General features: G+C 39.8%; 17 protein-coding genes. 13 read left to right on the top strand and 4 right to left on the bottom strand.

Translation table 11 applies throughout. From position 1 onward, the window contains the following. Positions 1-16 precede the first annotated feature (16 nt). From pheT to DK880_RS05275, 6 genes are all read left to right on the top strand, one after another. The gene (gene pheT / locus DK880_RS04295; RefSeq protein ID WP_109997556.1) at positions 17-2422 is read left to right on the top strand and encodes a phenylalanine--tRNA ligase subunit beta; all 2406 of its coding nucleotides are present in this window, start codon (positions 17-19) and stop codon (positions 2420-2422) included. After that, positions 2403-2717 carry a hypothetical protein gene (locus tag DK880_RS04290; RefSeq protein ID WP_109997555.1) on the top strand — a complete coding sequence of 105 codons (315 nt, stop codon included), beginning with the start codon at positions 2403-2405 and terminating at the stop codon, positions 2715-2717. Before pheT ends, DK880_RS04290 begins: the two co-directional genes overlap by 20 nt. A 3-nt stretch (positions 2718-2720) precedes the next feature. Next, entirely contained in the window at positions 2721-3011 is a 291-nt protein-coding gene (locus DK880_RS04285) for a cell division protein ZapA (RefSeq protein WP_109997554.1), read from the top strand. Positions 3012-3268: 257 nt separating this feature from the next. Beyond that, the gene (locus tag DK880_RS04280) at positions 3269-4105 is read left to right on the top strand and encodes a lysophospholipid acyltransferase family protein (protein ID WP_109997553.1); all 837 of its coding nucleotides are present in this window, start codon (positions 3269-3271) and stop codon (positions 4103-4105) included. 433 nt (positions 4106-4538) lie between these two features. Then, positions 4539-6008, top strand: coding sequence for a hypothetical protein (locus tag DK880_RS05280; RefSeq protein ID WP_162534206.1), 1470 nt, complete (start codon positions 4539-4541; stop codon positions 6006-6008). A gap of 799 nt (positions 6009-6807) precedes the next feature. Continuing rightward, positions 6808-6984 (top strand): hypothetical protein, encoded by a 177-nt coding sequence (locus DK880_RS05275; protein WP_162534205.1) that lies wholly within the window; start codon positions 6808-6810, stop codon positions 6982-6984. Positions 6985-7412: 428 nt separating this feature from the next. Here the strand turns inward: DK880_RS05275 and DK880_RS05270 are convergent, their stop codons facing one another. Continuing rightward, positions 7413-7553 carry a hypothetical protein gene (locus tag DK880_RS05270; RefSeq protein ID WP_162534204.1) on the bottom strand — a complete coding sequence of 47 codons (141 nt, stop codon included), beginning with the start codon at positions 7551-7553 and terminating at the stop codon, positions 7413-7415. Beyond that, the gene (locus DK880_RS05715; RefSeq protein WP_420886312.1) at positions 7532-7588 is read right to left on the bottom strand and encodes a hypothetical protein; all 57 of its coding nucleotides are present in this window, start codon (positions 7586-7588) and stop codon (positions 7532-7534) included. The genes DK880_RS05270 and DK880_RS05715 overlap by 22 nt, the downstream gene beginning before the upstream one ends. Before the next feature lie 401 nt (positions 7589-7989). Here DK880_RS05715 and DK880_RS05265 point away from each other — a divergent pair, with 401 nt between their 5' ends. The 5 genes from DK880_RS05265 (at position 7990) to DK880_RS04215 (ending at position 14108) form a co-directional block, all read left to right on the top strand. After that, positions 7990-8508, top strand: coding sequence for a hypothetical protein (locus DK880_RS05265; protein WP_162534203.1), 519 nt, complete (start codon positions 7990-7992; stop codon positions 8506-8508). Positions 8509-9135: 627 nt separating this feature from the next. Further along, positions 9136-10053 (top strand): hypothetical protein, encoded by a 918-nt coding sequence (locus tag DK880_RS05260; RefSeq protein WP_162534202.1) that lies wholly within the window; start codon positions 9136-9138, stop codon positions 10051-10053. Positions 10054-10691: 638 nt separating this feature from the next. Then, entirely contained in the window at positions 10692-11366 is a 675-nt protein-coding gene (locus DK880_RS04225) for a ClpP family protease (protein ID WP_109997717.1), read from the top strand. Positions 11367-11388: 22 nt separating this feature from the next. Next, positions 11389-12666, top strand: a complete 1278-nt coding sequence (clpX, locus tag DK880_RS04220) for an ATP-dependent Clp protease ATP-binding subunit ClpX (RefSeq protein ID WP_109997549.1) — start codon at positions 11389-11391, stop codon at positions 12664-12666. Positions 12667-12713: 47 nt separating this feature from the next. Continuing rightward, positions 12714-14108: a D-alanine--D-alanine ligase family protein gene (locus DK880_RS04215; protein ID WP_109997548.1), complete on the top strand. Its 1395-nt coding sequence runs from the start codon at positions 12714-12716 to the stop codon at positions 14106-14108. A 4-nt stretch (positions 14109-14112) separates the two neighbouring features. Here DK880_RS04215 and DK880_RS04210 read toward each other — a convergent pair whose 3' ends face one another. Beyond that, positions 14113-14523: a single-stranded DNA-binding protein gene (locus DK880_RS04210; protein ID WP_109997547.1), complete on the bottom strand. Its 411-nt coding sequence runs from the start codon at positions 14521-14523 to the stop codon at positions 14113-14115. A 376-nt stretch (positions 14524-14899) separates the two neighbouring features. Between DK880_RS04210 and gyrA the strand changes: the two genes are divergently transcribed. Both gyrA and DK880_RS04200 read left to right on the top strand, forming a co-directional pair. Further along, positions 14900-17542, top strand: coding sequence for a DNA gyrase subunit A (gyrA, locus tag DK880_RS04205; protein ID WP_109997546.1), 2643 nt, complete (start codon positions 14900-14902; stop codon positions 17540-17542). A 31-nt stretch (positions 17543-17573) separates the two neighbouring features. After that, the gene (locus DK880_RS04200) at positions 17574-19226 is read left to right on the top strand and encodes a tetratricopeptide repeat protein (RefSeq protein ID WP_162534201.1); all 1653 of its coding nucleotides are present in this window, start codon (positions 17574-17576) and stop codon (positions 19224-19226) included. 9 nt (positions 19227-19235) lie between these two features. Here DK880_RS04200 and DK880_RS04195 read toward each other — a convergent pair whose 3' ends face one another. After that, complete coding sequence (locus DK880_RS04195; protein WP_109997544.1) at positions 19236-20546, bottom strand: UDP-N-acetylmuramoyl-tripeptide--D-alanyl-D-alanine ligase; 1311 nt, start codon at positions 20544-20546, stop codon at positions 19236-19238. Positions 20547-20550: the final 4 nt, after the last annotated feature.

Raw genomic sequence — 20550 nt, 5'->3', positions numbered from 1 at the left:
GTTGTAATTTAAAGGCATGAAAATATCTCTAAACTGGTTAAAAGACTATATAGATTTTTCTTTGGGTAGCTCAACAGTAGCCGAGTACTTAACCCAACGCGGCTTAGAAGTTACAGCAATACGTCCTACCATTCAGGGTGCACTGGAAGGGCTTATCATTGGAGAAGTGGTAGAATGTGCACCTCACCCCAACGCAGATAGGCTCAAAAAAACCATAGTAGACGTAGGACTAGCAGAGCCGCTTACCATCATTTGCGGTGCCCCTAATGTGACAGCTGGATGGAAAGTAGTAGTAGCGCCCGTTGGCACTACTATTTACAATACGCTGAACCAAACGCCCTTGCACATTACAAAAAGAAAAATTAGAGGAGAATGGTCTGAAGGTATGCTTTGTGCTGCCAGTGAAATTGGATTACAGAGAGCAGCAACAGAAGAAGGGATCCTACTAGTGGATACTACCCCATCTGCTGGAACCGCAGCTAGGGATTATTTTAAAGAAGAAGTGGATGAGATCCTAGAAATTGACATTACGCCTAATAGGGCAGATGCTTGTTCTCATTTGGGTGTGGCAAGGGAATTAAAAGCTATTTTACATCTACCGCTTCATCTCCCTACCGTTGATGCTTTTGCTTCTACTGTTACTGGCTTACCTCCTATTACCATACGTTCCATAGACCAAACTTCATGTCCTCGCTATTGTGGATTGATCGTTAAACAGGTAACTATAGATGCTTCTCCTGCCTGGCTACGCAACAAGTTAGCGCATATTGGCATAAAGTCCATTAATAATGTAGTAGACATAACCAACTACATACTGCATGAATTGGGACAACCCATCCATGCATTTGACTATGATAGTATTGTAAATAAAACAATCAACGTTACGCCTTTACCAGCTGGTACGCTATTCATGGGTTTAGATGGGGTAGAAAGGAAACTAGCAGGTCATGAACCAATGGTTTGTGACGGAGCAACGCCCATAGCCATGGCTGGTATTTTAGGAGGGCTGCACACAAGTGTTACAGCTAAAACCCAACATCTCTTTATAGAAAGTGCCTATTTTAACCCAGCCATTATACGAAGCGCCGTACAATACCATCATTTGCATACAGAAGCTTCCTTTCGGTTTGAACGCGGTAGTGATCCTAACATGCCGCTTTATGCATTAAAAAGAGCTGCTTTACTGTTACAAAAATTGATCCCTTCTGCTATCCTAGGTGCAATAGTTGAGTTTTATCCTACTCCTATATCCCATTGTACCATTCCACTCTCCTACAAGCAGGTGCAACACTGTTTAGGGTTCTCTATTGCGCCAGTCACTATAAAACAAATTGTAACAGATTTAGAAGTAACCATTGAAACAGAAACAGCTGAAGGATTTACAGCTAAGGTACCTCCCTACAGAGTAGATGTAACAAGGGAAATTGATCTTATTGCAGAAATTGCACGCATATATGGTTATAGCAGTTTCCTACCTACCACCCATTTGTCTACTACCTACATAGCCCCTTTAACTGCTACAAACTATGCTTATAAAATAGAACAAGAAATCAGTAAACTACTGGTCGCACAGGGATACTATGAAATATGGACCAATTCCCTACTCAAAGAAGCTTACCTAGCAGACCAAGAGGCAATTACCTTATTGAATCCACTTAGTAGCAGCGCAAGCATACTACGCCCTACCTTGCTCTTTAGCGGGTTAGAAGTTATAGCCTACAACCTAGCCCACCGCCAACAGGATATAAAGCTTTTTGAATTTGGAACCATTTATAGACAAGAAAATGGCCAATATAAAGAAGAAAAAAAATTGGGAATCTGGCTAACAGGTCAAATAGAACCTAAAAACTGGGTGCGTCAATTAGGTCCTGTAACCTTACTTACTTTGCGTACTACGCTAGAACAATTGGCGCAAAAATTAGGGAGGATAGCATTGTCTTATGCAAGCATAACGCATCCATTTTATGTACAGGCCGTACAAGCCACGCATCAAGGAGTCCCCCTCCTGCTATTCGGGGAAGTTGCTCCCACTATGCTAGCTAAGTTTCCTATAAAGCAGCCTGTTTTCTTTGCAGCTATCTGTTGGAAAAAATTGCTGGCCATTAGCCAATTGCATAAGTTATATGAACCTATTGCAAAAGTTCCTACTGTTACAAGGGATCTCTCCTTGTTAATAGACCATGCTGTTTTATTCCAAGAAATCCAACATTTGATTCTAAAACAAGGACATACAGAAATTAAAAGCATAGCACTTTTTGATGTGTATGAGGGACCTCCTTTGCCCACAGATAAAAAGGCTTATGCGCTTAGTTTGACACTGCAGGATAGAGCGCAAACGCTAGCTGATGCACGCATTGATCAAATCATGCATCAAATCATTCAATGCCTTGAACGTGATCTCCATGCCATCATCAGAAAATAAAACAGCTACTCTTGAGGAAGCTGCGCATATTATAACGCATTTTGAAGAGCTGTTTAACTCATTACTAGAAAACCATACAGCCTACCAACAACACATAGCACAATTGACCAAGGAAAATGCATTACTCAAAAGCCAATTACAAGATGCACAACACTCCCCAGACTCATTTATACAACCGAACAAAACTACCCAAAACGTATCCTCTTTCGATTCATGGGAGCAGCAGCTTATTCAACAAATTAATGTATGTATCAAAGATATAGATTTCTGTTTGACCTATTTTGAACAAACCTAAGCCATGACAGCACTTTCCATAAAAATTAAAATTGCAGACCGCATGTATCCTATGAAGGTCGCATCGGCTAATGAAGCAGCCGTGAGAAAAGCTAGTAAGCTATTGGAAGAGCGCATCAGCAGCTACAAAAAAAAGCTACGTATTCAAGATCAACAAGATCTATTAGCTATGGTAGCATTTGATTGCTTAGTAGAAAGTTTACAAATACGCAGCACAGAGGCTACTGCAGCAGCTGCCTACCTAGAGAAAGTAGCGCTATGGAGCCGTACTATTGAAAAAGCAATGCAATGCTAAACGATTTCCGTCATTTTCTAATATGCTTTTTGCATGCTGCCTTACTACGTACCATAGAACATGCTCTTTTAATAAGGATCCTCTAGTAAAGAATTTACATTTTTCTTGTTACTTTTGGCAAAGCGCCTGTATACTTTCATACTATGGCACATTGTTTAAAGGATGTTAATCCAATGGAATGGTTACCGCGCAGGTTAGCCAAGTAGAAAACAAAATAAAGCTTGTATAGAACGTTTTACTACTATTGCGTTAATGAGATGTCTTTCTTATACCCCATATGTTATCTATTCTCACTATTGCCCTTGCGTCTATTGTACTTATTTTCAGATGGATTATATTTATGCATTTACTACGGCATTGGTTATCGGAAAACAGTAGTAGAGCAGAATTTAGCGCGCATTTTTCCAACCAAGACAGCAGCCGAACGAAAACAAATGGCCAAAGATTTTTACAAGCAGTTATGTGATTTACTCATAGAACATATCAAAGCCTTAACCCTATCACCCAAAGAGCTCAATAGGCGGGTAGTGATCAATCCGTTGCATCCGTTAGCATCCTTTTATAGGAAGGGGCAATCCATTATGTTCGTAGCGGGTCACTTTGGCAATTGGGAATGGGCAGCCAATGCCCTAGCGCTTCAAACAGATTATACATTATATGCGGGTTATCAACCGTTACATCAGAAAAGTGTAGATACCATTGCCTTACGTTTACGCAATCGGTTCCAGCGCAAGGCATTACCTATTCGTGCATTGTTGCGGCATTGCTTAACCTATACCGGACCCTTACAAGCCATTACCCTACTCATAGACCAAGTCCCCTTAACACAAAAAGATACCATTGCTTTTTTAAACCAACCCACTGCTATTGATCCCACAGCAGCAAGGCTAGCAAAAAAATGCAATTATCCGCTTTTTTATATTCAAATAACTAAAATCAAACGCGGATACTACAGCGTTAATCCCATTTTACTCACCAAACAGCCTGCTTCCTTATCTGTTGCGTCCATTGTACATTTATACACCAAGCCATTAGAGCAAGCTATTATGCAACAACCAGCACTTTGGCTTTGGTCTCATAGAAGATGGCAATAGACAAGCATGGTATTTTTTATTTTCCACTGTCTAACGCTGTTCAAAGCGCGCTGTAATATTTTAATGTATAATAAGCCAGCTGCGGCTTTGCCTCTACTAACAAATACAACGATGGCAATTGTTAAACTTATCTCAAATATACACTTACCTACCCGCAACTTATTAGGAGTTTACAAAATAATTTCTTAAACTTGCTACAAGTAATAGGGAGGTATGCACTTTAGTCCTTAATCTCGAACTTTTAGCAGAGAGCAAAATTAGAACAAATGCATAGTACTGCTAAGGCCATTAGGGTATTACCACTACCCTCACTAGGCAAGTACTACGCATATGCCTATGGAGCAACAAAAAAGTTGCCTGTTACTTACGCTTTGTAAACAGTCGCTTTAAACTTTACATGTAACATATATAACATAACTATACTATTAAATATATGCAAAATAAAAAATATATACAAAACATTGTACCTTTATTTTTATTGTTTCTTTCCACGCTGACGTTCGCATCGAATTGTGAAAATATAAAAAACAGGGACAATGCAGCACAAGCAGCAGTAGCAAAAGCAGTAGCAGCAGCAAAAACAGCAAAAACAGAAGAAGAACAACCAGCAGCAGATCCAAAAACAGCAAAAACAGAAGAAGTAGCAGAAGCAACAAAAGCAGCAGCAGTAGCAAAAGCAGCAAAAACAGAAGAAGAACAACCAGCAGCAGATCCAAAAACAGAAGAAAAACTAGAGACAAAGGAAAAGGAAAGAAAACCAGAAGCAGCTTCGTATCTAGCAGGAGTAAGAAAAGCGGTTTTGTATCTAGCAAGAGCAGCAAGTGCAAAACTAAAAGCAATAGGATCAGCAAAAATAGCAGCAACAGTAGTAGGAATAGGAGCAGTAGCAGGAGCTTATTATTATTATTATTATTATGGTCTAGATGCGCTTTCGTATCTAGCAGAAACAGTAGAAACAGTAAACACAACAGATCTAGCACTAATAGAACAACCAATACTTAAGCCTTTGCTAACAATAGAACAAGCAATAAGAGCACTTAATCCTTTTCCACCACAAATAACAAAAATAATAGAAGCAGAAAGAACAAGAACACCACAAATAGAACTACTAGAAACAACAGCTCTAGCACTAATAAAACAACCAACAGGAACAGGAGTACTAGGAGTAGGAGCACTAGGAACAGCAGTACTAGGAGTAGGAGCACTAGGAACAGCAGTACTAGGAGTAGGAGCACTAGGAACAGCAGTACTAGGAGCAGGAGCATTAGTAAGAAAAGTAAGAGGAGAAAAAAAACCAAAACATCAACAGACAGAAGCAAAAGCATCAAGCAACATAGTATTTAGTAAGCCAGAAAGCAGAGAAGAAGTAGAAAGAAAATCAGAAGCAGCAGCAAATACAGAAGAAGAAGAAGATGCGGAAATAAAAAAAGCAAGAAATGCAGCAATAAAAAAAGCAACAGAAGCAGCAATAGAAGCAAGAAAGGCAGCAAAAAATGCAAGCGATGCAGCAATAGAAGCAAATGAAGCAGTAACAGAAGCAAATGAAGCAGTAACAGAAGCAAGAAGAGAAGCAAATGAAACAGCAAAAACAAAAGCAAAAAAAGCAAGAAAGGCAGCAACAAAAGCAGCAACAAAAGCAGAAATAGCAAATAATGCAGCAGATGAAGCAGAAAATGCAGCAACAGAAACAAGAAATGCAGCAACAAAAGCAGTAACAGAAGCAGCAACAAAAGCAAGAAAGGCAGCAACAGAAGCAAGAAAGGCAGCAACAGAAGCAAACAAAGCAGCAACAGAAGCAAGAAAGGCAGCAACAGAAGCAAGAAAGGCAGCAACAGAAGCAAGAAAGGCAGCAACAAAAGCAAGAAAGGCAGCAAGAAGAAAAACAAGAAAAAGTAGTATATAATACAAAAAAGCAGCAAATGAGGGAGAAAATGAAATAGGGAAAGAAGGAAATGAAGAATAAAAAAATGAATTTGGAAACAGGGGGTATATTCCTTTCTGGAGCTCATATTAAGAGGCATAGTAAAAGAAAATATAAAGCAGGCAAACGCTTATGCACGGAATTATATCGGTTAAGTAGCTAAAAGGGACTTAACCGATAGTTCCCCATTTTTCGTAATTCTATACAAAACAGATTGACGAATTATGTATATTACAGAATGACTGAGCCTAGAGGACATGCCACGTAAACATGCCATCCTATTCCATGCCGCATCAGGATGGCACGATGGGAAGAGGTCATTTCCCCTATGAAGAGAAGAATCAACTATTGTTGTATTCTCATGGAATCACCTAACAAAAATAATAAGCGATTTGGGACATGCAATAGCTGATATAGGTAATTTCTAAAAGACAATATTACGCCATTGTATGTAATAACCTAAATTTATTGGGAGGGGGAGTAAATAGAAAGCTATTAAGCACTTCAAATTGCTTTCGGTTAAATGAAGATTTTTATAACAGGCATTGCATATGTCAGCATACGTTGCTTAACCAAAAGCCGTACACCCCAAATGCCATCACGCTTGTATTAGGAAGGGAGTCATCTAGCAGAAAGGATACTGCACTTGGAAAACGAAGCAATGGATATGAAAGACATCCCAATATGGTTTCCTAAAAAAAATAGAGAAAAATTATAGATTGATAAATCCTTGTAGCAATTAAATGCTTAAAGCATATGCCATCACCTTTAAAAAAGCATTATGTCCTTGTTACTTCTTTCTACCATAGTGCTAGCAGGAAATTATAGTAAAGCGTCCATTCCTGACAGGAATACAACAGAGCAAGCAAAACAACAAGTCCAATCAGCAGAAAAAGTAAAAGAAAATAACTGTGCGGTATGCCTTGAACAAATGGACGCTAAAAAAGCAAAACCTTGAAATCCAGGGTATGCCGAAATAGGGAAAGCAGTGTAGGCATGCTTTTTATTTGGATTGTCTGCAAGAAATATTAATGAAAAATTTTACTGATTTTAACTGCCCTATGTGCAAAACTCCTGTCCTCAATGGTAATAAGCAATATATTCTGATGCATATAAACAGATTAATCTGTGTGGGGCAATAACTTATTACAATCCACTGCTAACATGGTTGCAGCAAGAAGCAATAAAGGCGCAATGCCCTTCTTTCTATTTTTATTTAGCATACGCTTAATCTGGTGCATATACCCAGAATTTATAATGTATCAAATAAGTTTTTTCATCTTAAAACGATTATTACATAACTATAATAACTTTCCGAGATTATAAAAAAAAAAACTAAAATAAAAACTTTAAATACTTTAGGGAAAGTACTAAAAATATGCATTGCTATCCACCTGGAGTTAAAGTAGCTACGGATATGTCCTCTATCTTTATAGGCTGGTTGATAGAAATAGATGGTTTATTTTCCGTTATACCAGGCAGAACACTGCGTTTAGTTGATGCAGTTATGATGCTAGTAAACGCCATGTCTGACAGGTACCAGATTTCCCTTGCCACTGCATATATTCTACACCACAATTTGTACAAACGTACGTTATACAATTTTACAAAATAGCTACGGTGTAAAAGATATATCTCTTCTGCTAAAGATTGATCCATATACTGAAAGCATCATTTAAAACATTTTCCCCCGTAGTATCCACTTCCCCTAGCAAAGGAAGTTCACTTATTTCTGCACCTACTTGGGTTGTAGCCGTTTCCTATTTGCGGGCGTAAAGTATAAAAATACTGTTCTGTAGCACTGAATAATATTAATTCATTTGGAATATAAGAAAGAAGTACTTACATTTTATTTCATATTCAGAAGGAAGTAAATAAAAAATTTTTCTCTCAAAGTAGCATGTCTCCTATGAGGAGCGTGTATAAGTTATTTAATAATTAACAATTAAACATATTAAGGATTATGCAACATTCAGATTTAAAAAAGGTATTCAGATTTAAAAAAGGTATAGCGCTTTTATTATTGCTTTCTACAACAATGCTCGCATGTAATGCTTCTAAAGAACGCTGCCGATCAGAAAAACAGCAAGGATATATGCAGAAAAATAAAATAAAAATACAAAAAACAAGTAAAGCAGCACAAGAAAGAAAAGAAGCAGCAAAAGCAGTAGAAGAAGAAGAGACAACAGAAGAGAAAAAAGAAGAGACAACAGAAGAGACAACAGAAGAGACAACAGAAGAAAAAGCAGCAGAAGGTTCAAAAATGTGGAACTGGAGAAGCTGGGTGAATTCCTTGAAACTAAAAGCAGCAGAATCAGTAAAAATAGCAAAAACAGTAGGAGGAATAGGAACAGTAGTAGGGATAGGAACAGTAGCTTATTATTATGGTTATGATCCAGGTGTTGTGCTTGCGTGTCTAAAAAGTACACCTCTAGCAGAAAGTACACCTCTAGCAGTATTGAGCCCACAGCAGCAAGGCTAGCAAAAAAATGCAATTATCCGCTTTTTTATATACAAATAAATAAAATCAAGCGTGGGCACTACAGCGTTAAACCCATTTTACTAGCCGAGCAACCTGCTTCATTGCCGGTTGCATCCATCGTACATTTATATACCAAACCACTAGAGCAAGCCATTGTAATGCAGCCAGCGCTTTGGCTTTGGTCTCATAGAAGATGGCAATAAACAAGCATGGTATTTTTTATTTTTCACTGTCTAACGCTGTTCAAAGCGCGCTGTAATATTTTAATGTATAATAAGCCAGCTGCGGCTTTGCCTCTACTAACAAATACAACGATGGCAATTGTTAAACTTATCTCAAATATACACTTACCTACCCGCAACTTATTAGGAGTTTACAAAATAATTTCTTAAACTTGCTACAAGTAATAGGGAGATATGCACTTTAGTCCTTAATCTCGAACTTTTAGCAGAGAGCAAAATTAGAACAAATGCATAGTACTGCTAAGGCCATTAGGGTATTACCACTACCCTCACTAGGCAAGTACTACGCATATACCTATGGAGCAACAAAAAAGTTGCCTGTTACTTACGCTTTGTAAACAGTCGTTTTAAACTTTACATATAACATAACTATACTATTAAATATATGCAAAATAAAAAATATATACAAAACATTGTACCTTTATTGTTTCTTTCCACGCTGACGTTCGCATCGAATTGTGAAAATATAAAAAACAGGGACAATGCAGCACAAGCAGCAGTAGCAAAAGCAGCAGCAGCAGCAGCAAAAGCAGTAGAAGAAGCAGCAAAAGCAGTAGAAAAAGAAGCAAAAGCAGTAGAAGAAGAAGCAAAAGCAGTAGAAAAAGAAGCAAAAGCAGTAGAAGAAGAAGCAAAAGCAGTAGAAAAAGAAGAAAATACAGAAAATCAATCAGCAGCAGCAAATACAGAAGAAGAAGCAAATACAGAAGAAGAAGAAGCAAAAGCAGAAAAAGAAAATACAGGAGATCAACCAGCAGCAAATCAAGAAGATCCAAATATAGAAGGTCCAAAACCAGAAGAAAAAGGAAAACTAGCAACAATAGTAGAAGGAGTAAAAAGAGCAAGAGCAGTAGGAGCAGAAGTAGTAGTAGCAGTAGGAGCAAAAGTAGTAGGAGCAGTAGGAGCAGTAGGAGCAAAAGTAGTAGGAGCAGTAGGAGCAGTAGTAGCAGTAGGAGCAGAAGTAGTAGGAGCAGCAAAAGCAGTAGAAGAAGAAGCAAAAGCAGTAGAAAAAGAAGAAAATACAGAAAATCAATCAGCAGCAGCAAATACAGAAGAAGAAGAAGCAAAAGCAGTAGAAGAAGAACCAGCAGCAGAGCCAAAAACAGAAGAAGAAAAAGCAGCAGCAATAGAAAAAGAAGAAAATACAGAAAATCAATCAGCAGCAGCAAATACAGAAGAAGAAGAAGAAGAAGAAGCAAATACAGAAGAAGAAGAAGAAGCAAATACAGAAGAAGAGCAATCAGCACCAATAGTAAGAAGAGCAAAAATTTATAACTTTCTCAGTAAGATTTGGTTGAGTATTTAAAATAAGCTTGAGGCAAGTAAAGCCAAACTAAACAAGGAAAATAAATCGGAGTGATTCTCGTAAATCACTTACTAGAATCACTCACCAGCCTTACTCTCTTAAAATAGAGAAGCCGAATCTTACAATGGATCTCATGGAGAAATGAAAAGGAAAAGAAGATATCCAGGTATAACTCTACGCGCTGATTCATAAGGCTATCGGTTAAGTTCTTTCGAAGAACTTAACCGATAGCCTTGCCTTTGTGAAATGCTATTCAAAACAGATGTAATACATTATTACATTACAGGCTTGCCAACCCTTTTGCTTTATACGGTATAATAGCAACTTACTGTAATAGGAACAGACCAGCTGCTTTATTGAGCATAAGATGATAAGAAATAAGAAAATTACCCTATGGCATAGCATTAATTTGTTTGAAATATATTAAATAAATTTCTACCTTTGGAACAATTAGGATGATTTTCTCCCATAATAGATGAAAAAACCTATACGGCCCCCTTTAAACTTTTTTCTTTTTATTTTTTACACTATATTTTAGTAACTTTTCTTTACCGGACCTCGAAAACAAAGGGGATCATGTAAATGGGAAGATTCGGCCATATAAAGGGTTAAGTGGATTAGATTTTAAGTTGTATGTTATGCTAGATCAAAAAGAATTTAAGCAGTTTGTGGTTAAGAACAGGTATGCTACGGCTACGCAGCTGGATGGTTATGTTTCTACCTGTGAAAATATGACCAGAGCAGTAATCGAAGAACGGCCCGTTCATTTTCGGGAAGTAGATGTTTTCTCAAGGTTGATCATGGATCGCATTATTTTCTTGGGGACTGCTGTGGATGATACTATCGCAAATATTATTATTGCGCAACTGCTTTTCTTAGAATCAGTAGACCCTAAAAAAGATATCATACTGTATATCAATAGCCCAGGAGGCTCTATATACCCAGGACTAGGGATGTATGATACCATGCAATATATTTCACCTGATGTGGCAACCATTTGTACGGGATTGGCTGCTTCTATGGCGGCTGTATTGCTAGCTGGCGGGGCTAAAGGCAAACGATCTGCGCTTCCGCATGCTAGAATCATGATCCATCAGCCACTAGGCAGTGCTAAAGGGCAAACAGCTGATATGGAGATTACTATACAACAGCTTATTGCGCTTAAAAAAGATCTCTACTCTATTCTAGCTAAGCACACCAGTCAAGATTATACTTCCGTGGAAGAACATTCAGATAGAGACTATTGGATGCGCGCAAAAGAAGCAAAAGATTATGGAATTATTGATTCCATTTTAGAAAAAAAACAAACATAAAGCAATACCTATTGCTACAACTATGAAAACCTATTGTTCTTTTTGTAAGAAGAGTAGTGAGATGGTCAACATGATGGTTACAGGACCAGAAGGGCGTATTTGTGACCAATGTGTAACCCAAGCTGTACAAGTTATTCAGCTTCAAAAGGAAGATACACTACTCCATGAAATTAAGCCGCCTAACCTCTTAAAGCCACAGGAATTAAAGGCAGCATTAGATGCCCATGTAATTGGCCAAGATGAGGTAAAAAAGGCATTGGCTATTGCGGTTTATAACCACTATAAAAGGCTAATGCAACCGTATAATGATTCGGAGGGGGTAACTATTGAAAAATCAAATATCCTTCTGGTGGGTGAAACAGGTACCGGAAAAACCTACCTGGCACGTACCTTAGCCCAGTTATTAGAGGTGCCTTTCTGTATTGTAGATGCAACAGTGCTAACAGAAGCGGGCTACGTAGGAGAAGATGTAGAAAGTATTATTACACGCTTACTACAGGCAGCTAATTATGATGTGGCAGCAGCGGAAAGAGGTATTGTCTATGTGGATGAAATAGATAAAATTGCACGCAAAGGAGATAACCCTTCTATTACGCGTGATGTAAGCGGAGAAGGGGTACAACAGGCTTTGCTAAAGTTACTGGAGGGTTCTATTGTGAATGCACCTCCGCATGGGGGAAGAAAACATCCGGATCAGAGAATGGCCGCTGTTAATACAGAAAAAATTCTCTTTATCTGCGGTGGTGCCTTTGATGGTATCAGTAGGACTATTAATAAGCGCATCAATCACCAATCGATAGGATTCGCTTCCTCTGTACAACCCACCACTAAAATAGCAGAAAAAGACTTGTTGCAATATGTTTCTTCGTTAGATATAAAGGGCTATGGCCTTATTCCTGAATTAACAGGTCGTCTCCCCGTTATAAAAGGACTCAACTTGCTTACACAGCATGATTTGCGGCGTATCCTTACGGAACCTAAAAATGCTTTAATTAAGCAGTACACCAAACTATTTGAGTTGGACGATATAACGCTGATCTTTACAGAGGAGACGCTGGATTTCATCGCTGAACAAGCTATTGTCTTGAAACTAGGAGCCAGAGGCCTCCGCTCCATTTGTGAAAGTATCATGCATGAGGCAATGTATACCGCACCTTCTGATCCAGATAAAAAAGAGGTGATCATTGATAAAGCATATGCCATGGAACAGCTGCGTAAAACAGCCACCTACCCGCCAACAAAAACAATAGAAAAGGATACACTGCCCGATCAAACTAAACCATTGCAAATGGCTTACTAAGGTTTTTGCTAAAGGAAAAATGGATTCACGCGTATCTCAACAATAAGATGAAAAGTACGCCTATTAGGGTAGGTCTCTTTTTTGGGGGAGCTTCTAGGGAACGGGAGGCTTCTTTCTTGGGGGGGCGTACCTTATATGATTACTTGGATCGCAACTGCTTTGAGCCTGTGCCTGTTTTTGTAGACAGCTTGGGGAATTTTATATTGATCCACTGGCAATACCTTTATCATGGTAGCATTAGGGAATGCTACCCCCCTCCCGCTCCTAACACTACTTTTTGGGGAATTCCATTGTATGTGGAGTCTTGCGTTAGTAAGGATGAAGCAGAAGCCTACACTGCAACCATAGGAAAAAAAATAGCCCCCGAGGAATTCGCAAGCTACTTTGATGTGGCCTTTCTCTGTTTATACGGACCGTATGGAGAAGATGGTAGCATACAAGGTATATTGCAATGGTACCAAATGCCTTATACAGGCTCTGGCTTATTGCCTGCTGCACTAGGATTGAATAAAATAGTACAGCAACCATTGCTAAAAAATGCAGGTTTTTTAGTAGCCCCCTCCTATCCCTTATCTCAGCAGCAATGGCTGCATACTACCGCTACTAACACTACAAATGGTCTACTGGAACAAGTCATCGCTACAATAGGAATTCCCTTTGTCGTGAAAAGCAGTAAACAAGGCTCTTCCATAGGGGTAACCATTGTACAAGAAGCAGACCCGACTGCTTTTGCTGCTGCCCTCAATAGCGCATTTTTTATGGAGGAACTCGATTATACTACCTGGCAAACTATGGCTAAAAAAGAATGGCTGCACAAACTTATAGATATACGTAACGGTATAGGCTTTCCCTTGCTGATTGACCAACAAATTTTCTATAAGCCTGCTACCCTATTGGAATATATAGAAACCCATTTTCAAAATACCAAACAACCCCTATGGCTCATGAGTGCACAAGCAGAAACAGCTATCCTCCTAGAAGCCTATATAGAAGGAAGAGAGTTTTCTTGCGTGGTATTGGAAGATGAAAAAGGAAAACCCATCGCACTACCCCCTACTGAAATTCTAAAAGGAGGAATGCTTTTTGATTATAGAGCAAAATACCTGCCCGGCATAATAGGGAAACAAACGCCCATAAACGTAGAACCAGCTCTGTTACAAACTATCCGTGCCGTAGTAACCGCCGCCTTCCAACTGCTGCACTGCCAAGTATATGCCCGTATAGATGGATTCTTAACTAAAGAGAATCAGATTTTCTTAAATGATCCCAATACCACAGTAGGTATACATCCCTCTTCTCATCTGTTTCATCAAGCAGCAACCATTGGCCTAAATCCTACCCAATTGTTAACGTTTATCATTAAACGCTCCCTTGAAACAAGAAAAGAGGAAGGCTTTTTAAATGCTTCTGTCCTATTGAAACGATTGAAAGCACGCTTATAAAGGCTTATAAAGGCAACTCTCCCATATCATCCTCATAGGGCTTATGCCGCGGATGGACCACCTCCACCTCTCCCGCATGATTGGCCTTATTTCCCAATAATACCAACTGCTGACAGACAATTTGGGTAGTATACTTATGCTGCCCCTCCTTATCTACGTAAGCACGCCGACTTAATTTCCCTTCTATGTATACCTGCTTCCCCTTGCTTAAGTATTGAGCCGCGATCTCTGCATGCGGTGTCCATAGAACAATTTCATGCCAGTCTGTATGACTTACCCGCTCGCCCTCTTTTGTTTTATAATTAGCATGCGTAGCCAAAATAAGCTGAACCCGCAAACGGCCATTCTCTAAATGACGAACCTCCGGATCCCTTCCCAAATTACCTAGCAGAATTACTTTATTTACACTTGCCATGCCCGTAAATCGTTATATCCCCTCTAGAAAATTACTGCCCCCCTACTTGTTGCCAAATGCTTCCTATAACTTCCTCCAAAGAAGGTAACGTATAAATTGCTTAATTGCAAACCAAGCTAATACTTTTTGCTTTATCTCAACTGATAAAATTATTCTATGCAACCTATCCCCTATCCGCTCTACAGTAGCTAATGTATTACCTATAAAGGATAGCCTAACAATAGCTGCCCTTCCCTAAAAAGGGTAAAATAAAATGAAGCCAGCTAAGTCGCACAAAATAAACGTTTTTCACCAGACAGGCAATGCAAATAGCTAGTCTTTTCTCTCTTTTATTTGTATCTTTATTGTAAGGTATCTACTTATTTAACCGCTATTTATGGATGACCTAACAACGGATCGCATTATTCCCATAAACATCGAAGATGAAATGCGTGATGCATACATCGATTATGCGATGTCTGTAATTGTTGCCAGAGCATTGCCCGATGTGCGAGATGGCTTAAAACCCGTACACAGAAGGGTCTTATATGGCATGTACGAGCTGGGCTTACAACACAATAAACCTTATAAGAAATCTGCTAGAATTGTAGGAGATGTATTAGGGAGGTTCCATCCACATGGGGATGCTTCTGTGTACGATGCCATGGTACGTATGGCACAAAATTGGTCCCTCCGCTATCCGCTTGTAGAAGGACAAGGTAACTTTGGTTCTATCGATGGCGATGCCCCAGCTGCCCATCGGTATACCGAAGCACGCTTGATGAAAAGTTCAGAGGAATTAATGAAGGAAATCCATAAAGAAACAGTTGATTTCCAGTCTAATTTCGATGGATCTTTACAGGAACCGGTGGTATTCCCTGCTAAGCTACCTAATTTGCTTTTAAATGGTTCTTCTGGAATTGCAGTAGGTATGGCTACCAACATGGCCCCTCATAATTTAAACGAAACGCTTACAGCTATTATAGCCTACATTGACCAGCCTGCTATGACCGTTGTGGACCTTATGGAACATATCATAGCGCCAGATTTTCCTACAGGGGGTATTATTTGTGGTTATAGTGGGGTACGGCAAGCTTTTGAAACGGGCAGGGGGCGTATTCTATTACGGGGAAGAGCTACTATTGAGGCAATGGGGAACGGCAAAGAGCAGATCATCGTAACCGAAATACCTTACCAGGTTAATAAAGCTATGTTGATTGAAAAAACAGCACAGCTGGTTAATGAAAAAAAGATAGAGGGTATTGCAGATATCCGAGATGAATCGGATAAAGAGGGAATGCGTATTGTATATGAACTCAAACGGGATGCCATAGCCAGCATTGTACTGAACAATCTCTACAAGCAAACCCAATTGCAGCATGCCTTTAGTGTGAATAATGTAACGCTAGTAGAAGGCAGGCCTAACCTTTTAAATCTTAAGGAGCTTATTGCGCATTTTGTAGCGCATAGACATGATGTATTGGTGCGTAAAACCAATTTCGATCTCCTGCAAGCGCAAAAACGCATACATCTATTGGAAGGATACCTTATTGCATTACAAAACTTAGATAAGGTTATTGCCCTAATTCGTGGGTCAAAAGACCCAAATATTGCACAAACAGCCTTAATAGAGGCTTTTTCGCTTAGTGAAGCACAAGCTAAAGCTATCTTGGAAATGCGCTTGCAGCGTTTAACCAACCTCGAACGAAATAAAATTATAGAGGAACACGCACAAGTCACTAAACTTATTGCGGGTCTCCAAGCTATTTTGGCTGATAAAATGCTCCGTATGCAGCTGATTAAGGAGGAATTACTGGAACTTAGGGATCGCTATGGGGATGCACGTAAGACAACGGTAGAATACGATGCGGATGAATTCACAGTGGAGGATATGATTCCAGATAATGAAATGGTTATCATGGTTTCTAACCAAGGCTACATTAAGAAAACACCATTAGCCGATTACCGTGTGCAAGGTAGGGGGGGAATAGGTGCTAAGGGCGTGCTTACTAAGAAAGATGACTTTACGGAACATTTATTCATTGCAACTGAACATCAATACTTACTTATATTTACCAAGTATGGTAAAATCTATTGGGTGCGGGTATATACCATACCAGAAAATAAAAAAAATACACAAGGGAAGGCCATTCAAAATCTAATCCAGATAGCAGCTGGCGATCAGGTACGCAGTATCATTCAGGTTAGGAATTTAAAAGATGATGCCTATATAGATACCCATTATGTGCTTATGTGTACCAAACAAGGCATCATCAAAAAAACGCCTCTACGGGCTTATGCTACCCCACGTACGAATGGTATTCAAGCTATTGTAATTCGGCCAGGGGATTGCCTCCTAGAGGTTACCTTAACCAATGGATCCAATCATATTGTATTAGCGCTTGAATCTGGAAGAGCCATTCAATTTCATGAAACGGAAGTACGTCCTATGGGGCGGGTTTCTTCTGGCATCAGAGGTATTACATTGGCCCATGCACAGGACCAGGTTATCGGTATGGCTTCTTTCCCTACAGCAGATTTGGATTTATTGGTAGTGTCTGAGCATGGATATGGGAAACGTTCTTCCCTAGAGGATTACCGTATTACCAAAAGAGGGGGAAAAGGTATAAAGACCATGCATATCACTAAAAAAACAGGTAACCTGGTAGCCATTCACGCGGTTAAAAACCAGGATGAATTAATGATTATTAATCAATCTGGTATAACCATTCGAATAAAAGTAGGGGAATTGCCACTTATTGGAAGGGCTACGCAAGGCGTCCGCTTGATTCGATTGGGAGAAGGGGATGCCATCGCCTCTGTAGCCAAAATAGATGTATTCGAACAGACAGATAATGCGGATAGTAAAGAACCCATACCTAATAAATCCATAACAGACAAAACGGAAAATAGCATACGCTGTACGGAAGAACAGCTGCCTCTAACGGCGGAAGTAATAGCAGCGGACAAGGAGGGAATTCCTCTATGCAATGACGAAAAGGAAATGGATAGAGCAACGGAAGAAGTAAGGGAAGAATAATAGCTAGTAATATCCTAATAATGATTTATAAATGAGTTTATTGTACAGACTTACCGTCCTATTGCTTGGCATAGCAATGCCCCATCGGCTTGGAGCCATACCTGCTGCTATCAGCCAGATCATCAAGCAGTTAGAAACCGTACAAAAGGTTAAAAAGCCTAAAGCGAACAAAAAACAAAAAAAAGCCAGCCAAGAACAGGTAGCAACCGCTGCTGCTGAAGAGAAGATACCGCCACAGCCTGCTGATAGTCCGCTGTCAAAGCCGCTAGTTACAGCAGCTGTAGAACCAATAGATAAACCAGCCCTACCTCCTCCCCTTACGCAATTAGAGCAAGCCTGCTTGCATATAGAGGAAGCTATCCAGGATAGTACATTGGTTGTGCACCCTGCTACGTGGTATTATAAAGGACGGATTTATGAGCAGATGCTAAAGCATACCCTTACGGCTGCATCCGTAACTTCTGCTTCATTTTTACTGGATGAAGCTTTAATGGCTTATGAAAAAGTTAAACAATTAAGCCAACCTGCTAGCCAATTCTATAGCTTCGCCTCAGCTAATATAGCTGCTCTATGGCAGCTGTACCTAGAAAGAGGAATCCGATATGCTAAGCAGCATGCTTATGAACAAGCCATTGAACATTTTACAGTCTGTAGACGGATACTACCCGAAGAAACTACCCCCTTGTTCTACATGGCTATTGTACAGCAATGTAATGCACAACCAGAAGCCGCACTCCATACCTATACAACCTATGGGCAATGCCAACAACCCCAACCTGCCATTGTACGAGCCATGGCAGATATATATGGCAATCAGCTTAAAGATTTTGATAAAGCCATTGCTTTATTGGATCATGGCTTAACCCAATTTCCCTTTGAGGATAGCCTGCTAGAAGAGCAATATAACTTGTATAAGGCGACCAACCAGCTTCCGCTCTACGAATCGTTACTCTGCCAGGCTATGCTGGCACAACCTAACCAATGGGATAAGCAATATGCGTATGCTTATTTTCTTCAAAATGAGGATAGAATAGAAGAGGCAAGCTATTTTTACCAGCAAATGCTAAAAGCACTTCCCAGGCAATACGCAGGGTGGCGGCAGATGGGTATCTTGTGGTATAATGAAGCGATAAAAACATATACAACCATCCGCAAACTGATTGCACAGAAGCAACCGGCACAGCTTCATAAGGGTACTCAACCTTTGGTTTGGGTAATTCCTCGACTAACACTTCCTGTAGTGGATCGCTATGCAGCGATCTATTACCCTACGTCTGCCTATGAAATAATGGATTGCCATGCGGAAACAAGGAACTGGCTAGGAGGTCCCCGTATAAGCGATCAAATTAAAGCAAATACCATACCCTATACAGCTCCTTTGTTTTTGCTGATTAAACAACAAATTACAGCGGCACTAACCCAACATAAACAAATGCAAAAGATCATTCATCTACAAAAATGCTTACAGCAATCGGCCCATTATTTAACAATAGCTCGTACACAGAATAAAAAAGATAAAGTAGTAGCACAAGCTTTGTACTATACGTATTACCATTTAGAAAAATACAGGTCTGCCTCTAAGCTATTGGATGCTATGCATACGCAAAAACACTACCTAGATGCATGCAGCGATCCATTTTCTACAAAACAAGAAAGTGAAACCAGCGAAACCCAAGAGGAATAAAGCATACTATTATCGTATAAATGCTAGTAAGCTGTCTAACTTCCATGCATGGCTACCTTTTACTAAAAAGCCACTATGCTGAAAACAACAATCGGCCAAATAATGTGTTAGCTGTTCTACCTTGTCAAAGCAATGTATTTTAGCAGCAGGGTGTTGCCGAGCAGCAGCTGTAAAAAGGATTCCACACAATAAAACTAAATCATATCCAGGGTGTACTAATTGCTCAACAATTCTACCATGCCAAATAGCAGCTTGACTACCTAGCTCGGCCATATCACCCAAGATAACCACCCGATAGGTTACCTGTAGTTGTAACAATGTCTCCAATGCTGCTTGAACAGAAGCTGGACTTGCATTATAGCTGTCCATAATAACCTGATTGCTTCCTTGCTGCACCAGCTCCATTCTACGGTTGCGCGGAATATAAGCTTGGATGGCTTGATTCGCTACCTCCTTAGGCAGCTGAAAATAGCTGGCTACACAAAGGGCAGCTGCTATATTATGTATATGCGGCCTCCCCAATAGATGGGTCTTTACGATGCTACCTCCTGGAGAGGTATAGTGTAAGTAAGGATCTTCCGCTACTAAATCAAGCGGTGCAAAATCCATAGGCTGTGGATAGGTAATCGGATCCTTACAACGCTGACTTAAGGCAACCAATAAGGGCTGAGCCGTATTCAAAAAAAGCTTACCTCCCGTAGCATATAAGTAATCATATAGCTCCCCCTTCCCTTGCATGACCCCTTCTATGCTACCAAATCCTTCCAAATGGGCTTCCCCAATAGCAGTAATAAGTCCATAAGTAGGTTGGGCTATTTGACAACATAAGGCAACATCACCCAATTGGGTAGCTCCTATCTCTACTACAGCTATTTCCGTTTCTGGTAGCATAGCTAAAATCGTTAGGCATACACCAATAGAGGTATTCAAGTTTCCCTTCGTTGCCACCGTACTATACGTAGTGCGCAAGACGCTGTATATAAGTTCTTTGGTAGTAGTCTTGCCATAAGAGCCTGTTATGGCTATAAAGGGAAAATGTTTGCCATACTGCAAGCGATGGTAAACAGCCAGCTGCATGAGCGTTAGGAGCGTGTTCTTTACTAAAATACAAGCAGCAGATACCCCTGCATAGGCTGGGTCATCTATAATAGCATAGCTTGCCCCTTTCTCTAATGCCTCCCTAGCAAAAGCATTGCCATTAAAGCGAGGCCCTCTAATAGCAAAAAAAAGCGCCCCAGGGGGAACATGCCTTGAATCAATCGTAACAGACCGTACTAAAAGGTATTTTTGATAAAGTACCTCTAAAGTAAATACCACCATAGGG

It is taken from the genome of Candidatus Cardinium hertigii, from assembly GCF_003176915.1.
GTDB classification, from domain to species: Bacteria; Bacteroidota; Bacteroidia; order Cytophagales; family Amoebophilaceae; genus Cardinium; species Cardinium hertigii_A.
The sequence above is the reverse complement of the archived record's forward strand: the minus strand, read 5'-3'. Positions and strand labels throughout refer to the sequence as shown.

Excerpts from the sequence above, each read along its gene's own strand:
- DK880_RS05280 (WP_162534206.1), top strand. The coding sequence starts at position 4,539 with ATGCAAAATAAAAAATATATACAAAACATTGTACCTTTATTTTTATTG.
- DK880_RS04285 (WP_109997554.1), top strand. The coding sequence starts at position 2,721 with ATGACAGCACTTTCCATAAAAATTAAAATTGCAGACCGCATGTATCCT.
- gyrA (WP_109997546.1), top strand. The coding sequence starts at position 14,900 with ATGGATGACCTAACAACGGATCGCATTATTCCCATAAACATCGAAGAT.
- DK880_RS04280 (WP_109997553.1), top strand. The coding sequence starts at position 3,269 with ATGTCTTTCTTATACCCCATATGTTATCTATTCTCACTATTGCCCTTG.
- pheT (WP_109997556.1), top strand. The coding sequence starts at position 17 with ATGAAAATATCTCTAAACTGGTTAAAAGACTATATAGATTTTTCTTTG.
- DK880_RS04215 (WP_109997548.1), top strand. The coding sequence starts at position 12,714 with ATGAAAAGTACGCCTATTAGGGTAGGTCTCTTTTTTGGGGGAGCTTCT.
- DK880_RS05270 (WP_162534204.1), bottom strand. The coding sequence starts at position 7,553 with ATGGCGTTTACTAGCATCATAACTGCATCAACTAAACGCAGTGTTCTG.
- DK880_RS04195 (WP_109997544.1), bottom strand. The coding sequence starts at position 20,546 with ATGGTGGTATTTACTTTAGAGGTACTTTATCAAAAATACCTTTTAGTA.
- DK880_RS04225 (WP_109997717.1), top strand. The coding sequence starts at position 10,692 with ATGCTAGATCAAAAAGAATTTAAGCAGTTTGTGGTTAAGAACAGGTAT.
- DK880_RS05260 (WP_162534202.1), top strand. The coding sequence starts at position 9,136 with ATGCAAAATAAAAAATATATACAAAACATTGTACCTTTATTGTTTCTT.
- DK880_RS05275 (WP_162534205.1), top strand. The coding sequence starts at position 6,808 with ATGTCCTTGTTACTTCTTTCTACCATAGTGCTAGCAGGAAATTATAGT.
- DK880_RS04200 (WP_162534201.1), top strand. The coding sequence starts at position 17,574 with ATGAGTTTATTGTACAGACTTACCGTCCTATTGCTTGGCATAGCAATG.
- clpX (WP_109997549.1), top strand. The coding sequence starts at position 11,389 with ATGAAAACCTATTGTTCTTTTTGTAAGAAGAGTAGTGAGATGGTCAAC.
- DK880_RS05265 (WP_162534203.1), top strand. The coding sequence starts at position 7,990 with ATGCAACATTCAGATTTAAAAAAGGTATTCAGATTTAAAAAAGGTATA.
- DK880_RS04290 (WP_109997555.1), top strand. The coding sequence starts at position 2,403 with ATGCCATCATCAGAAAATAAAACAGCTACTCTTGAGGAAGCTGCGCAT.
- DK880_RS04210 (WP_109997547.1), bottom strand. The coding sequence starts at position 14,523 with ATGGCAAGTGTAAATAAAGTAATTCTGCTAGGTAATTTGGGAAGGGAT.